The 14,748-nt window shown below is 73.4% G+C and carries 11 protein-coding genes, 1 tRNA gene and 1 pseudogene; 5 read left to right on the top strand and 8 right to left on the bottom strand.

Features of this window, described 5'->3' with window-relative positions:
• Positions 1 to 134 precede the first annotated feature (134 nt).
• The gene (locus AC067U_RS25235; RefSeq protein WP_478832028.1) at positions 135 to 1,184 is read right to left on the bottom strand and encodes an LLM class F420-dependent oxidoreductase; all 1,050 of its coding nucleotides are present in this window, start codon (positions 1,182 to 1,184) and stop codon (positions 135 to 137) included.
• 111 nt (positions 1,185 to 1,295) lie between these two features.
• Here AC067U_RS25235 and AC067U_RS25230 point away from each other — a divergent pair, with 111 nt between their 5' ends.
• Both AC067U_RS25230 and AC067U_RS25225 read left to right on the top strand, forming a co-directional pair.
• Positions 1,296 to 2,294 (top strand): aldo/keto reductase, encoded by a 999-nt coding sequence (locus tag AC067U_RS25230; RefSeq protein WP_478832027.1) that lies wholly within the window; start codon positions 1,296 to 1,298, stop codon positions 2,292 to 2,294.
• Positions 2,291 to 4,819: a helix-hairpin-helix domain-containing protein gene (locus AC067U_RS25225; protein ID WP_478832026.1), complete on the top strand. Its 2,529-nt coding sequence runs from the start codon at positions 2,291 to 2,293 to the stop codon at positions 4,817 to 4,819. The genes AC067U_RS25230 and AC067U_RS25225 overlap by 4 nt, the downstream gene beginning before the upstream one ends.
• A 106-nt stretch (positions 4,820 to 4,925) precedes the next feature.
• On the opposite strand, the gene AC067U_RS25220 is transcribed toward AC067U_RS25225, so the two are convergent.
• Entirely contained in the window at positions 4,926 to 5,588 is a 663-nt protein-coding gene (locus tag AC067U_RS25220; protein ID WP_478832025.1) for a hypothetical protein, read from the bottom strand.
• A 47-nt stretch (positions 5,589 to 5,635) separates the two neighbouring features.
• Here AC067U_RS25220 and AC067U_RS25215 point away from each other — a divergent pair, with 47 nt between their 5' ends.
• A complete protein-coding gene (locus AC067U_RS25215) occupies positions 5,636 to 5,824 on the top strand; it encodes a DUF5703 family protein (RefSeq protein ID WP_478832024.1) in 189 nt (62 codons plus the stop codon).
• 1,187 nt (positions 5,825 to 7,011) lie between these two features.
• Here the strand turns inward: AC067U_RS25215 and AC067U_RS25210 are convergent.
• The 3 genes and pseudogenes from AC067U_RS25210 to AC067U_RS25200 form a co-directional block, all read right to left on the bottom strand.
• Positions 7,012 to 7,137: pseudogene (locus AC067U_RS25210) on the bottom strand (chaplin); the annotation flags it as partial.
• A gap of 166 nt (positions 7,138 to 7,303) precedes the next feature.
• A complete protein-coding gene (gene chpH / locus AC067U_RS25205; protein WP_478832023.1) occupies positions 7,304 to 7,537 on the bottom strand; it encodes a chaplin ChpH in 234 nt (77 codons plus the stop codon).
• 200 nt (positions 7,538 to 7,737) lie between these two features.
• Entirely contained in the window at positions 7,738 to 9,063 is a 1,326-nt protein-coding gene (locus AC067U_RS25200) for a M20/M25/M40 family metallo-hydrolase (protein WP_478832022.1), read from the bottom strand.
• Between the two features lie 163 nt (positions 9,064 to 9,226).
• Here AC067U_RS25200 and AC067U_RS25195 point away from each other — a divergent pair.
• Positions 9,227 to 9,314 (top strand) — tRNA-Leu (locus AC067U_RS25195).
• A 402-nt stretch (positions 9,315 to 9,716) separates the two neighbouring features.
• On the opposite strand, the gene AC067U_RS25190 is transcribed toward AC067U_RS25195, so the two are convergent.
• The 3 genes from AC067U_RS25190 to AC067U_RS25180 form a co-directional block, all read right to left on the bottom strand.
• Positions 9,717 to 11,162 carry an amino acid permease gene (locus AC067U_RS25190; RefSeq protein ID WP_478832021.1) on the bottom strand — a complete coding sequence of 482 codons (1,446 nt, stop codon included), beginning with the start codon at positions 11,160 to 11,162 and terminating at the stop codon, positions 9,717 to 9,719.
• 207 nt (positions 11,163 to 11,369) lie between these two features.
• On the bottom strand, positions 11,370 to 12,917 hold the full coding sequence (locus AC067U_RS25185) for an APC family permease (RefSeq protein WP_478832020.1): 1,548 nt from the start codon (positions 12,915 to 12,917) through the stop codon (positions 11,370 to 11,372).
• A 215-nt stretch (positions 12,918 to 13,132) separates the two neighbouring features.
• Positions 13,133 to 14,089, bottom strand: a complete 957-nt coding sequence (locus tag AC067U_RS25180; protein WP_478832019.1) for a hypothetical protein — start codon at positions 14,087 to 14,089, stop codon at positions 13,133 to 13,135.
• A gap of 183 nt (positions 14,090 to 14,272) precedes the next feature.
• Here AC067U_RS25180 and AC067U_RS25175 point away from each other — a divergent pair, with 183 nt between their 5' ends.
• Positions 14,273 to 14,695, top strand: a complete 423-nt coding sequence (locus tag AC067U_RS25175) for an ASCH domain-containing protein (RefSeq protein ID WP_478832018.1) — start codon at positions 14,273 to 14,275, stop codon at positions 14,693 to 14,695.
• Positions 14,696 to 14,748 lie beyond the last annotated feature (53 nt).

Below are 14,748 nucleotides of genomic sequence, written 5' to 3'. Positions count from 1 at the left end.
TGTTGGGGGTGACGGCCGTGGCGGGGAAGACCCCCGAGCCCCCACCACGGCCGCTGGGCTCCTTCCGGATCCGGCCGGGCCCGCCGCGGTGGGGCGGGCCCGGTTCCGGGCTCAGGCCGGGACGAGGTGCGGGATCAGGCGAGGCCGGCGAGTTCCAGGGCCTCGACGCCGGCCCGGAGGGCGGTGAGGCGCTCGTCCAGGGTGAAGCCGGCCGGGGCGAGGGTGAGCGTGGTGACCCCGGCGTCCGCGTAGGCGCGCATCCCGTCGGCGATCCGCTCGACGGAGCCCAGCAGGGTGGTGGAGTCGATCAGCGAGTGCGGGACGGCGGCGGCCGCGCCCTGCTTGTCGCCGGCCAGGTACTTGTCCTGGACCTCGGCGGCCTCCTTCTCGTAGCCCATGCGCCGGGCCAGCTGGTTGTAGAAGTTCTGCTTCCGGCTGCCCATACCGCCGACGTAGAGGGCGGTGTAGGGGCGGAACATGTCGGCGAGGCCCGTCACGTCCTCGCCGACGGCGAGCGGCACGGTGGGGCAGACGTCGAAGCCCTCCATGGTGAGCCCGGCCTTCTCCCGGCCGGCCCGGATGTGCCGCAGGGCGGTCTCCTCCAGGTGCGCGGCGGCGGGGAAGATCAGCAGGGCGCCGTCCGCGATCTCGCCGGTCTGCTCCAGGTTCTTGGGGCCGATGGCCGCGATGTACAGCGGGATGTGCGGCCGGGTCGGGTGCACGGTCAGCTTGATCGGCTTGCCCGGACCGCCGGGCAGCGGGAGGGTCCAGTGCTCGCCGTCGTGGGTCAGCCGCTCGCGGCTCATCGCCTTGCGGACGATCTCGACGTACTCGCGGGTCCGGGCGAGCGGCTTGTCGAACTTCACCCCGTACCAGCCCTCGGAGACCTGGGGCCCGGAGACGCCGAGGCCGAGCCGGAATCGGCCGCCGGAGAGCGAGTCGAGGGTGGCCGCGGTCATGGCCGTCATGGCGGGCTGCCGGGCCGGGATCTGCATGATCGCCGAGCCGACGTCGATGCGCTCGGTCTGCGCGGCCACCCACGCGAGCACGGTCGGGGCGTCGGAGCCGTACGCCTCGGCGGCCCAGCAGACCTCGTAGCCGAGGCGGTCCGCCTCCTTGGCCACCTCGAGGTTGTCGGCGTCCATGCCCGCACCCCAGTAGCCGAGATTGATGCCGAGCCGCATAACTGCTCCCCTTACTGGCTTCCCTGCCGGTTTACCGATCAGTAACACAGGTCTGCGGGGACTCTAGCGCGCCGGGGTCCCCTCCGACAGCGCCCCAGTAGTCTCACGCCCATGGAGCAGAGGCATCTCGGCCGGACCGGCCTGCGCGTGTCCCGGATCGGCCTCGGAACGCTGACGTGGGGGCGGGCCGCCGGGGGTGGGGCGGGGGACGACCAAGCCGCCGCGGAACAGTTGAAGGCCTTCTGGGAGGCGGGGGGCACGCTGGTCGACACGGCCGACGTGTACGGCGGCGGGGAGGCCGAGTACCTGCTGGGACAGCTGGTCGGGGGGCTGGTCCCGCGCGAGGACCTGGTGCTGGCCACCAAGTCCGGCTCGGTGCGCGCCCCGGACCGGCGGGTCGACGGCTCGCGCGGGCACCTGCTGGCGGCGCTGGACGCCTCGCTGGCCCGGATGGGCACCGACTACGTGGACCTGTGGCAGGTCCACGCCTTCGACCCGGCGACCCCGCTGGAGGAGACCCTGCAGGCGCTGGACCTGGCGGTGAGCAGCGGCCGCGCCCGGTACGCGGGGGTGGCGGGGTTCTCCGGCTGGCAGCTGGCCAAGGCGGCGACCTGGCAGCTGGCCGTGCCGGGCGCGCGGACCCGGCTGGCGTCGACGCAGATGGAGTACTCGCTGCTGCAGCGGGGCGTGGAGCGGGAGGTGCTCCCGGCCGCGCTGGACCTGGGGGTCGGCCTCCTCCCCTCTTCCCCGCTCGGCCGCGGGGTCCTCACCGGCAAGTACCGCTCCGGGGTTCCGGCCGATTCGCGGGGCGCGTCGGAGACGATGGCCGCGTTCGTCGACCCGTACCTGGACGACACCGCGAGCCGGATCGTGGACGCGGTGGCCACCGCGGCGAACGGGCTGGCCGTGACCCCGCTCCAAGTGGCGCTGGCCTGGGTCCGGGACCGCCCCGCGGTGGCCGCGCCGATCGTCGGCGCCCGGACGTCCTCGCAGCTCAGCGAGGCGCTGTCGGTGGAGACCCTTAGTCTTCCGGAGGAGATCCGCCAGGCGCTGGACGATGTGTCGGCGCCGGTCCACCGCTACCCCGACCAGGACTGGAGCACGCTGTGAGTACGGAACGGCCCGAATCCCCGGCTGCGCCGGAGCCCGAGGCCGTCCCGGCCGAACCCGACACCGCAGGCCCGTCCGCGGCGCCGGAGGCCGGGACCGCGGCGCAGGACGGCCACGCCCCGCAGACGGACGAGGCGGCGGAGCCCACGGTCGAGGCCGCCACCGACGAAGCCGAACCCGGGGCCGAGGCCGACGAACCCGGGGCCGACACCGGGGCCGATCTCGGGGAGGTCAACGCTCAGGCGGAAGCCGGCGAGGCCCGGGAGGCCGACGCTCAGGCGGAGGCCGAAGGGGCCGAGACGCAGGCGGCGGAAGGCGCAGACGACCCTGCAGCGGAAGACGAAGGCAAAGCCGACGGCGCCGAGACCGAGGCAGACGAAGCCCGGGCCGAGGCCGGGGAGGCCGACGCTCGGGCGCAGGCCGCGGCGGAGGCGAAGGCCACGGCCGAGGCAGAGGCGGAGGCCGAAGGGGCCGAAGCCGGGACGGCTGAGGCCAAGGCGGAGGCCGAAGACGAAGCCGAAGGCCGGGCCGACGGGGCCGAAGCCGGGACGGCTGAGGCCAAGGCGTCGGAGCTGAGCGAGGCCGAGGCCGAGCTCGCGGCGCAGAAGTTCGAGCGGGAGCGGATCGCCCGACGGAGGGCGGAGCGGGAGGCTCCGATCGATGCCGGGGCCAAGCTCAGCGGAAGGGCCGCCGACCTGATGGCCGCCGTACGCGCCGTGGAGAGCGGGGAGAAGCCGTCCGCGCGGTACTTCGACGACGCGGCGCCGACGGAGCCGCGCCGGCCCGCCACTCCCCCGCAGCCCCCGGTCCCGGAGCCGCCGGCCGCCCGCCCCACCCGCACCCCCGCCTCCGCCGAGGCCGTCGCGGCGGTACGCGCCCTGCTCGGCCGGGCCGGCGCGCCCGAGGGGCTGGCCGCCCAGGCCGCCGAGGTACTCGGCGAAGGCGCCGCGGAACACCTCTCCGCCGACCCCTGGCAGTTGCTGTCCGTTCCCGGCGTCCGCCCCTCCCAGGCCGACGGCTTCGCCCGCTCCCTCCTCGGCCCGGACTGCGGCCCGGGCGACGAGCGCCGTACCGCGGCCCTCGTCGGCTGGCTGCTCGCGCAGGCCGCCGTCAAGGGGCACACCGCGCTGGACGCCGCCGTCCTGCGGTCCGCGCTCGCCCAGTACGGCGTACCGGACCCGGAGGAGGCCCTGGAGCAGGCCATCGGCGACGGCACCGTCCTGGTCTTCCAGGAGCCGGTCGGCGAACCGGTGCCGGAGGGCGAGGAGCAGCCGGTCCGGGTCCTGGTGGGCCTGGAGTCCGCCGCGCTGGCCGAGGAGAGCCTCGCGGACGGTCTCGCCCGCCTGATCAACACCTTCACCGCCCCGGCCGACTGGTCGGACGCGGCCGGCTCCGCGCCCGGCCCGTCCGCCGCCGAGCTGATCCGCGCGGCGGCCGGGCACGGCCTGGTCACGCACACCGGCGGAGAGGCCGCCCGTGCGGAACCCCGCGCCCTGTTCGCCGCCGCCGGCGACCTGGGGCTGCGCGCCTGCCTGGCCGCGCACGCCCCGGCCCCCGGCGCGGTGACCGTCGCGGGGCTGCTCGCGGGTGCCGAGGGGCCGCGGCGGGACGCCGACGGCCAGTGGGAACTGGACCTGCTGATCGTGCTGGACGCGCCGCAGCTCGACGTGGAGAGCGCGGCCGCGCTGGTCGAGTCCGTGCCGGACGGGGCCCGGCTGGTGCTGTCCGGGGACCCGGCCGTACTCGGGTCGGCCGGCGCCGGCCGGGTGTTCGCGGACCTGCTCGCGGCGCGGGCCTGCCCACAGGTGGTGTCCCGTACGCCCGACCCGGGTCCGCTGGGCGAGCTGGTCTCGGGGATCGGCATCGGCGAGCTGCACCAGGTGGAGGCGCCCGGCAAGGAGGTCGTGATCGTTCCGGTGCGGGACGCCGCCGAGGCCGTGCACCGTACGGTGCAGCTGGTCGCCGAGTCCGTACCGCGGGCGTTCGGGACCCGGCCGGACGACGTCCTGGTGATCACCCCGGGGCACGGCGGCTCCGCGGGGACGCGGGCGCTCAACGCGGCCCTGAAGGAACGGCTCAACCCCGGCCCCGGCCGGTTCGGCGGCTTCGACCCGGGCGACCGGGTCGTCCACGTCCCCTCCCCCGGGCGGGCCGTCCCGGCCACGGTGGTGTCGGCGGACGCCGAGGGGCTCCACCTGGACGGCGGTGCCGCGGGCGGGCGGACGGTCGTCCCGAAGGAGCGGGTGGCCTCGCAGGTGCGGCACGGCTGGGCGGTGACCGCGCACCAGGCGGTCGGCACGCGCCGGTCGGCCGTGGTCGTCGTGCTGCCGGGCGACGCGGCGGACGTGCTGTCCCGGGACTGGGTGTACACGGCTTTCGGCCGGGCCGAGCGGCACCTGTCCGTGGTGCACGGTGTGGATCAGGCCCTGCCGAAGGCGGTCGCGGAGATCACCGCGAAACCGCGCACCACCCGTCTGACGGGCCTGCTGCGGACGCTCCTGGCGTCCACGGCCCCGGAGGCGTAGCGGCGGGGCCCCGGACGCGGTACCGCCCGGGAGCCGGCCGGAGTCCCGGCCGCACACCCGGGCGGCGGTCGCCCGTCTCCTCGCCCGCTACCGGACCCGATGTCCGCTAACGGACCCGTTCCAGGGCGGGGACGCCGTCGTCGTCGCCGTCCTCGTCGTCGAACTCGTCCTCGTCGAAGACGGAACTGACGTCGAACCGGTGCAGGACGAGCTCCGGGTCGGCGTGGTCGAAGGGCGTGTTGAGCCATTCGCCGGGCTCGGGCGCCGTTCCGCCGGCCGTGATCCAGAGCGTGGAGTCCCCTTCCTCCAGGCCGAACTCCTTGTAGCGGGAGGCGATCTCGTCGGGCTCGTACTCGCCGAACAGCACGCCGAGCGCGGCCGCCGTCCCGGCGGACTCGCCGAGTTCGGCACCGGCGTCCCGGTCGTGTGCCGCGACCCGTTCGGCCTGGGCGAGCAGCCGCTGCGGTTCCACGACGGCGTAGTCGCGGCGGATGAGCACGCTGAACGCGGTCGGTTCGGCCGGTCCGCCGTACGGCACTCCGTCCTCGGAGGCCGGGATCTCGAACGGAGTGACCTCGTCATACCGCTCGTACAGCAGCTCGTCGTACTCCTCGGCGGCCGCGGCCAGTTCGTTGAAGGCGGCGTGGACGTCGGGGTCTTCGGCCCCTGACCTGCGCTCGACCGCCGCCAGGTGACGGTCCAGCGCGGCTTTGACCGCCTCGGCGGCGGCGCGTACCTCGGCTACGGTGGGCAGAGCGGCATCAGACATAGTGCAGACGCTATCCGTAGCGGGCCTCTGCCCGCACAATAGATGCGATGCCGGAATACGAATTCATCGACGTGTACGTGCCGCGGGGTGTCTCACGCAAGGAGGCGACCCGGCTGCTGACCGACCATGCCGAGTACGGGCACTGGGAGTTGGACCGGCTGATGCTCCTCCGGGACGGCAGCCGCCGTGTGCGGCTCCGCCGCCGCATCATCCGTCAAATCCGCGCCACGTGGTGACCTGACCCGCGTCCCGGCGCCACCCGTCGGCCACCTCCGCGTACCGACCCTGCCGCGGCCGGCCACCCGGACCCCGTGCCTCGCGAGCCCCGGCCCGGGCGCACACCCGTGCCCCCTCCGGCCCGACGGCCACCACCGCCGGGCCGTCGGTCGACGGCTCCGCACGCACCCACGCCGCACCGGCCCGCGCGCCGTGCCCTTCCGGCGGCAGCAGCAGTTCGCCAGCGGCCTGGCCACCGGCCCGACGACCGGCCCCCGGCCGCGCCGGCGCGCAGCCGCAGCCCCCGCACGCCGGAACGCTCGCGAACCCGCAACGAACGAACCCGCAAGCCGGCCGCCGGACCGGTGACCGGCCGACGGCCGCATCGACGCGCTACACCGACGCCCCGTGCGCCGACGCGCGTCGGGTGTCCGGGCGTCCGCGGGCGGACGGCCCCACGATCCGACGGCCGGCCGGACGACCGGCCGACCGTGGGGCGCGCGAGCGCGAGCGCGAGTCAGGACGCGCTGGAGGCTGCGGGGCTGCGGCCTCAGGCCGCGCTACGGGCGCGGCGGTAGAGCACGGCCCCGGCGAGGAGCAGACCGCCGGCGATCGGTACCCCGGCGAGAGCGCCGTCGGCCCCCGTCTCCGCGAGACCACCGCCCTGCACGCCGGGGGTGTTGCCGCCCCCGCCGGGCTGCCCCGGCGTACCGGGCGCCCCCGGGTTGCCCGGACCACCCGGGTTCCCAGGGATCCCCGGGGTGCCGGGCCCGCCCGGATTCCCGGGATTCCCGGGAGTGCCGGGGTTCCCGGGAGTGCCCGGAGTGCCCGGAGTGCCGGGGTTCCCAGGAGTGCCGGGGTTCCCAGGAGTGCCGGGGTTCCCGGGATTGCTCGGGTTCCCGGGATTGCTCGGGTTCCCAGGGTTTCCAGGGTTCCCGGGATTCCCGGGGTTGCCCGGGTTACCGGGGTTACCGGGATTGCCCGGGTTCCCGGGGTGCCCCGGTTCACACGGCTCGTCCGGCCCGCCCGGGTGGCCGGGGTTGCCCGGACCCGGGTGGCCGGGGTGATCCGGGTGGCCGGGGCCGGGGTGGCCCGGGGTCGGCTTGCCCGGCGTGCCGGGCTTCGGCTTCGGCTTCGGTTTCGGCGTGTTCGCGCAGTGGTTGCCGAACGCCGGGTTCAAGGCGCCCACCACCGTCACCGTGTTCCCGCAGATGTTCACCGGCGCGTGCACCGGTGCCTGTACGGAGTTCCCGGACAGGACGCCCGGGGAGTTCGCGGCCCGGCCCGTCGCGCCGGCGTCCGCGTGTGCGTAACCCCCGCCCAGCGCGAGCACCCCGCCCGCGGCCGCCACCGTGATCAGCGTCTTCCGGCCGGCGGCATTCTGTCGCTTCTGCACTCGTCCCTCGTCCCCCTGCTGTCTGCTGTCTTGTCGTGAAAAAAGCCCGGCCCCGGAGCGCTGGATGCACTCCGGGGCCGTGACTCCGGCGCGAGCCTCAGCGTCAGGCGTTGACGCAGGTGTTGCCGAAGGCCGGGTTCAGCAGGCCGATCACGTTGACGGTGTTGCCGCAAACGTTGATGGGGACGTGGACCGGGACCTGGACCACGTTGCCGGACAGAACACCGGGAGAGCCGATGGCCGCGCCCTGGGCGCCGGCGTCGGCGACAGCCATGCCCGCACCCGCGAGAACCAGGCCACCGGTGGCAGCCGCAGCGGCGACAACCTTCTTGATCATCATTCCTCCTAGTAGGCAATGCGATCCCAGCCGCGGACCGCAACACCTGTAACGAGGAGGCTCCACCGGGGCTACGAGCGTATGAGCGCATTCACTCTTCCCGGTGAGAGCCGCACAACCGCTCGAACGACGGCCCCGGCCACCGGCCACCGGCCACCGGTCGGCAGCTCAGCAGCTCAGCGGTTCAGCAGCCCGGCGGCTCAGCAGTTGTCGATGAAGCGGTCGAGGACGCGCACGCCGAACTTCAGGCCGTCCACCGGCACCCGCTCGTCCACCCCGTGGAACATCCCCGCGAAGTCCAGCTCCGGCGGCAGCTGCAGCGGCGCGAATCCGAAGCAGCGGATGCCGAGGTCGTCGAAGGACTTGGCGTCCGTACCGCCCGAGAGCATGTACGGGACCGCACGCGCGATCGGGTCCTCGGCCTTGAGCGCGCCCTGCATGGCGTCGACGAGGCGGCCGTCGAAGTCCGTCTCCAGTGCCCGGTCGCCGTGCACGTCCTCGCGCCGGACCCGGGGCCCGAGGATCCGGTCCAGGTCGGCCAGGAACTCCTCCTCGTGGCCGGGCAGGAAGCGCCCGTCCACGTGCGCCACCGCCTGGCCGGGGATCACGTTCACCTTGTAGCCCGCGCCCAGCATGGTCGGCTGGGCGGTGTTCCGCAGCGTGGCCCCGATGATCTTCGCGATGCCGCCCAGCTTGGCCAGCGTGGCGTCCATGTCCTCCGGATCGAGCGGGACGCCGAGCGCGTCCGAGAGCTCGTCCAGGAAGGACCGCACGGTCTTGGTGACCCGCACCGGGAACTGGTGGCGGCCCAGCCGGCCCACGGCCTCGCACAGCTCGGTGATCGCGTTGTCGGTGTTGGTCATGGAGCCGTGGCCGGCCGTGCCGTCCACGGTGAGCCGCATCCAGTGCATGCCCTTCTGGGCGGTCTCGATCAGGTAGAGCCGCAGGTTCTCGTTGACCGTGAAGGAGAACCCGCCGACCTCGCCGATCGCCTCGGTGACCCCGTCGAAGAGCTCGGGGTGCTTGTCGACCAGGTGCCGGGCGCCGTAGATGCCGCCCGCCTCCTCGTCCGCCAGGAAGGCGAGCACGATGTCCCGGGGCGGCTTGCGCCCGCTGCGCAGCCGGTCCCGTACGACCGCGAGGGTCATGGCGTCCATGTCCTTCATGTCGACCGCGCCCCGGCCCCAGACGCAGCCGTCGGCGATCTCGCCCGAGAAGGGGTCGTACGTCCAGTCGGTCGCGTTCGCCGGGACCACGTCGGTGTGCCCGTGGATCAGCAGCGCGGGCCGGGAGGGGTCCTCGCCCTCGATCCGGGCCACCGTCGAGGCGCGCCCCTTGTGGGACTCGAAGATCTGCGGCTCCAGACCCACCTCGGCCAGCTTCTCGGCCACCCACTCGGCGGCCTTCCGCTCGCCGGGGCCGGAGTGGTCGCCGTAGTTGCTGGTGTCGATCCGGATGAGGTCCCGGCAGAGGTCGACGACCTCGTCCTCGCCGGTGACGGTCCTGCTCACGCTCGGCTCGCTCACTGAAGGTTCCTCCCACTGATCGTCTGCTGTCCCTATCCTCGCCGGACGCGTCCCCGCTCCCAAGGGGGATCTCCTCCGACGAGCATGTGATCGAGGCACTCCGAATCCCTGGTAATGTTCTCTTCGTCGGAGCGGCCCGCCAGGGACGCGAGACAGACACCTTGTCCGGGTGGCGGAATGGCAGACGCGCTAGCTTGAGGTGCTAGTGCCCTTTATCGGGCGTGGGGGTTCAAGTCCCCCCTCGGACACCAGTGAGAACCCCAGTCGATCTGATCGATCTGGGGTTCTCGGCGTTTTGGCGTGTTCCGCGACGGTTCACGACAACGGCGGGGGCCGGGCCAACGGCGGCAACGGCGTGCTGATCGCCGCGCTGCGCGAGGCACGGGTGGTGGCCCAGATCAGCCGTCCGCACCTGGTCGTGGTCCATGACTTGACATCCTCCCCTCTTAAAAGAGTGGCCATGCCGGTCGGGTCGCACCGCGAGACCGACCCCGAGCGGGTGTTGTTCCGGCCGGGCGGTGACCGCGGACCGCGTGGAACGGGCCGGGAGGTAACGGCGGGCCGCTTCCGGGTGCGCGAAGGGCCCCGGCCCCGGGAAGTGTTCCCGGGGCGGGGCCCTCGTACGCGGTGGCGCCGCCCGGTCAGTCGCGCGGTCAGTCGCGCGGTGCGCCGGCGGCGATGGCGGCCACGCGCTTGCGGACGCAGAGCCAGCCGACGACCAGGGCGGCGGCGATCGCCGGAAGCAGGGAGACGGTCCAGCGGCCGACTCCGCCGTCGCTCCACATCAGGACCAGCACGGTCACCAGGAAGAGCAGGGTGGCGATCTGCGTGTACGGGGCCCAGGGCAGGCGGTAGGCGGGGCGCTCGACCAGGCCGGCCTTGGCGCGGCGCCAGAAGAACAGCGAGCAGAGCATGACCATCGCCCAGGTGCCCAGGATGCCGAGGGAGGCGAGGTTGAGGACGATCTCGAAGGCCTCGCCGGGCATGAACTTGTTGAGGGCCACGCCGGCGATGCCGAAGGCGGCGGTGAACAGGACGCCGCCGTAGGGGACCTTGCCCTTGTTCATGCGGGCGGTGAACTTCGGGGCGGAGCCGGACATGGCCATCGAGCGGAGGATCCGGCCGGTGGAGTACAGGCCGGAGTTGAGGGAGGAGAGGGCGGCGGTGAGGACCACCAGGTTCATGACGCCGGCGGCGCCGGGGATGCCGAGCTTGTCGAAGACCGTGACGAAGGGGCTCTGGCCGGAGGAGTAGGACGTGTACGGCAGGAGGAGGGCGAGGAGCACGACCGAGCCGACGTAGAAGACGCCGACCCGCCACATGATCGAGTTGATCGCCTTCGGCATGATCTTCTGGGGGTTCTCGGTCTCGCCGGCCGCGACGCCGCAGAGCTCGACGGAGGCGTAGGCGAAGACCACACCCTGGATCACCAGGAGCATGGGCAGCAGTCCCGCCGGGAAGAGGCCGCCGTGGTCGGTGACGGAGCCCAGGCCGGGGGTGTGGTCACCGATCTTGTGGCTGGTGGCGACCAGCCAGATGCCGACCAGCATGAAGACCGTCAGGGCCGCGACCTTGATGATCGAGAACCAGAACTCCATCTCGCCGAAGTACTTCACCGAGATCAGGTTCGCGGCGAGGACCACAGAGAGGGCGATCAGGGCGAGCGTCCACTGCGGGACGTCGGTGAACATCGACCAGTAGTGGGCGTAGACGGCGGCGGCCGTGATGTCGGCCACGGTGGTCGTCGACCAGTTCAGGAAGTACAGCCAGCCGGCCGTGTACGCGCCCTTCTCGCCCATGAACTCGCGGGCGTAGGAGACGAAGGCGCCGGAGGAGGGCCGGTAGAGGACCAGTTCGCCGAGGGCCCGCACCACGAAGAAGGCGAAGACGCCGCACACGGCGTACGCGATGGCGAGCGAGGGCCCGGCTCCGGCGAGGCGGCCGCCGGCACCCAGGAACAGGCCGGTGCCTATCGCACCGCCGATCGCGATCATGTTGATGTGGCGGGACTTCAGGTCCTTGCTGTAGCCCTCGTCGCCGGCGTCGACGTGGCGGACGGGTTGCGCCGCGGCGTCCTGGGTCAGCGTGCGGTCACTCATGTGGGACTTCGCCTTCGTGGGTGGGACAGGCAGTCCGGAGCGCCGCGCGGCGGCCTGGGTGGTGTCCGCTGACGCGTGCGTTCCGGTCGGTTGGTCGCCCCAGGAGATCACGGCCGCCTTCGGGTACCAAAACGGGCGTCGCATGCGAAGGCCCCCGATGCCCTTGGAAACGGGCGTCGGGGGCCTTTGCGGGACCCGGTACGAAGGTCAGTTGCCGGGTGCGGCCTCTGTGGCGGCCTGCTCCAGCCGGAACGCCTCGTTGCCCAGGCCGATCCGGGCGTGGGTGTCGGGCCGGCGGGACCGCAGGACCAGGCCGTACGCCAGGCCCAGGACGGCGGTGGCGCCGATGACCCCGGGGAGGATCCAGTCGAGGGCGGAGCCCTCGCCCGCGCCGACCAGGACGCCGAAGTCCTTGACGGTGTAGACGGCGATGCCGAGGAGGGCGACTCCGGCGGTGCCGGAGGCGAGCAGCCGCCAGATCTGGGCGCCGGCGGTGCCGCGGCGGACGAAGAAGGCGATGACGGCGAAGGAGGCGGCGGCCATGAGGAGGGTCACGCCGAGGGCGCCGACGTTGCCCATCCAGGTGAAGAGGTGCAGCACGGGGGTGGTGGGGTCGCCGACGGGCTTGTCGTCGGTGACGGCGAAGGCGAGGACGACGACGGTGGCGACGGCGGTCTGCAGGAGGGAGCCGGTGGCGGGGGCGCCGGTGCCGGGGTTGGTGCGGCCGAAGGCGGCCGGCAGCAGACCCTCGCGGCCCATGGCGAAGGCGTAGCGGGCGACCACGTTGTGGAAGCTGAGCATGGCCGCGAACATGCCCGTGACGAAGAGCACGTGCAGGACGTCGGTGAAGCCGGTGCCGAGCCGGGTCTCGGTGAGCGCGAAGAGGAGGCCGGGGCCGGCCTCGGCGGAGGTCTTGACGACCCCGGCGGGTCCGGTGGCCACGGTCAGCGCCCATGCGCTGAGGGCGAAGAAGAGGGCGACGAAACCGACGGCGAGGAACATCACGCGGGAGACGACGATGTGCGGCTTGCTGGTCTCCTCGGCGTAGACCGGGGACTGCTCGAAGCCGACGAAGGCGGCGATGCAGAAGCAGAGGGCGGTGCCGAGGCCCGCGCCGGTCAGGGTCTCGGGGTTGAAGGCGTGGAAGGAGACGCCCTCCGGGCCGGGGTCGCCGATGGCGGCGATGTCGAAGATCACGACGAGGGCGCACTCGATGAGCAGCAGGACGCCGAGCACCCGGGCGTTGAGGTCGATCTTGAGCCAGCCGAGGGCGCCGGTGAGGGCGACCGCGATCAGGGCGGGGATCCACCAGGCGAGTTCGATCTCCAGGTAGGTGGCGAACAGGCCGGAGATCTCGAAGCCGAGGATGCCGTAGACGCCGACCTGCATGGCGCTGTACGCGACCAGCGCGACCAGGGAGGCGCCGACGCCGGCGGTGGGCCCGAGGCCGCGGGCTATGTAGGCGTAGAGGGCGCCGGCGTTGTGGACGTGCCGGCTCATCTCGGCGTAGCCGACGCTGAAGAGGGCCAGGAGGACGCCGAGGACGACGAACAGCAGGGGCTGTCCGACGATGCCCATCACGCCGAAGGTGGTGGGCATCACACCGGCGACGACCATCAGCGGGGCGCTGGCGGCGAGGACGGAGAGGAGCAGGCCGGCGGTGCCGAGCCGGTCGGCCCGCAGGGCGCGTTCCTGGCCCTTGAAGGTGCGGATCTCGGCCTCTGGGTTGAGCGTGGTGGATCTGCCCGTCGCCATGGCGGGGGTCCTTTCGGGGGAGATCGGGGGTGCGGTGCGGGGTCGTGCGCGGGGGCGCGCGGTGGTGTCGCGAGGGTTGTTGCCGGGAGTGGTGCAGGGGGTGGTGCGGGTGTTGCTCGGGGGTGCTGAGCGGGGTCTTGCTCGGGGTGCGGAGCGGCGGTGCTGTACGCGTGTCCTGCGCGGGCGTCTTGGGCGGCTGTCCTGGGCGGAACCGTTCAGGCCGAGCCGAGTGCGGCGCTGCGCGCGGCGAGGAAGGCCTTGTGCGGGTCCCGGTCGGGGTAGGACCAGGGGGCCCGGGTGGCGTGCCGGCCGATGCGGTGGAAGAGGGCGGCGGCCTCGGCGGGGCGGCCCTCGCAGAGTTTGGCGTGGGCCAGGAAGTTCAGGTCCACGCGGTTGCGCGGGTGGTCCTCGCGTTCCCATTCGAGCCACCAGTCGAAGGCGGTGCGCAGGACCTGGCGGGCGCGGCGGCCGGACCAGTGCTGGGCGGCGTTCGCCGTGTTCCCGCCGGGCTCGCCGTGCCGTGCGGCGAGGACGCGGTAGCGCTCGGCGTGGGCGATCACGGGGAGGACGGCCAGCGGGGAGTCCGCGGGGGCTTCCTCGGCGGCCCACGCGGCGAAGTCGTAGACCTCGTGGAGCGGGTCGTGGCCGCTGCCGGGGGTGCGTTCGGCGAGCCGGGCGACCATGAGGTGGTGGGCGTGGTGGTGTTCCCGGTGCCGGGCGCGGACCTGGTCGAAGTGCCGGCTGAACTCCTCCTCGGTGCCGAAGGCGCGGCTGAGCATGAGCAGGCCGAGCCAGGGGGTGGGGTCGGCGGGGAGCAGGGCGGCGGCGCGGCGGCAGGCCTCCCCGGCGTCCTCGGGGGCGCTCTTCCCGCGCAGGGCGCGGAAGACGGTGGCGAGCGCGAGCAGGGTGGCGGCGTCGGCGCTCTCGGGTTCGGCGAGCAGCCATTCGCCGGTCCAGGCGGTGGCCGCGGGGGTCTCCGCAAGGACGGCGAGGCGGTGGCCGCGGCGGTCCCAGTCGTCTGCGGTGGCGGACAGCAGTGCGCGGGCGCCGGACCAGCGGCCCTGGGTGAACCGGGCTCGGACGTCGATGAGTTCGGTGTCGCAGAGGGCGGAGTCGAAGAGCCGGTCGTTGCGCTTGCGGGAACGCCCGAGAGGTGGCGGAGGCGGGGACATCCGCTGTTTTCCTTCCAGGACGCTGGTTTCGACTGGATGATCACACACAGCAAACCGGTCGGTACTGCTCCGCGTCAAGGTCCGGGAATCGGCGTGGCGTGTTTCAACTGCTGCTCTCTGTGGGTAAGTTGGGACGGTTATACCGGTTCGCATCCCGGTGCGGCCCGCAGGTAGCGTGGGCCCGTGACCACTGCCGAGGATCTTCCGCCGTACCTGCTGGGCTTTCCGGGGCCGTTGCGCGACCGGCTCGTCGGCGCCGTACTGGACGGCCTCAAGACCGCGACCACCGGGCTGTTGGCCGCCTACGAGGCCGAGGACGAGCCACTGCCGGCGGTGGGACAGCGGCACGCGCTGGTGGACTCCGCGGAGCGCCCCGTGGCCGTACTGGAGATCATCGAGGTGCGGGTGGTCCGCCTGGCGGACGTGGACGACGGGCACGCCCGGGACGAGGGCGAGGGGTACCGGTCAGTGGCCGAATGGCGTTCCTCGCACGAGGAGTTCTGGCACGGCGACGGCGTACGGGAGCTGCTCGGCGACCCGGGGTACACCGTCGACGACGACACGCTGGTCGTCGTGGAGCGGTTCCGCGTCGTCGAGCGGGTGTGAGGACGCCGGCAAGATCCGGCGGACGCGGCCCGGCCGGGCCCCGCCGGGCCCTG

It is taken from the genome of Streptomyces sp. NPDC043853, assembly GCF_056436025.1.
Note: the sequence above shows the minus strand (reverse complement) of the source record. Positions and strands in the feature narration are given on the sequence as shown.

Coding starts and splice junctions, on each gene's coding strand:
- AC067U_RS25235 (WP_478832028.1), bottom strand. CDS start 1,184: ATGCGGCTCGGCATCAATCTCGGCTACTGGGGTGCGGGCATGGACGCC.
- AC067U_RS25230 (WP_478832027.1), top strand. CDS start 1,296: ATGGAGCAGAGGCATCTCGGCCGGACCGGCCTGCGCGTGTCCCGGATC.
- AC067U_RS25220 (WP_478832025.1), bottom strand. CDS start 5,588: ATGTCTGATGCCGCTCTGCCCACCGTAGCCGAGGTACGCGCCGCCGCC.
- AC067U_RS25215 (WP_478832024.1), top strand. CDS start 5,636: ATGCCGGAATACGAATTCATCGACGTGTACGTGCCGCGGGGTGTCTCA.
- chpH (WP_478832023.1), bottom strand. CDS start 7,537: ATGATCAAGAAGGTTGTCGCCGCTGCGGCTGCCACCGGTGGCCTGGTT.
- AC067U_RS25190 (WP_478832021.1), bottom strand. CDS start 11,162: ATGAGTGACCGCACGCTGACCCAGGACGCCGCGGCGCAACCCGTCCGC.
- AC067U_RS25185 (WP_478832020.1), bottom strand. CDS start 12,917: ATGGCGACGGGCAGATCCACCACGCTCAACCCAGAGGCCGAGATCCGC.
- AC067U_RS25180 (WP_478832019.1), bottom strand. CDS start 14,089: ATGTCCCCGCCTCCGCCACCTCTCGGGCGTTCCCGCAAGCGCAACGAC.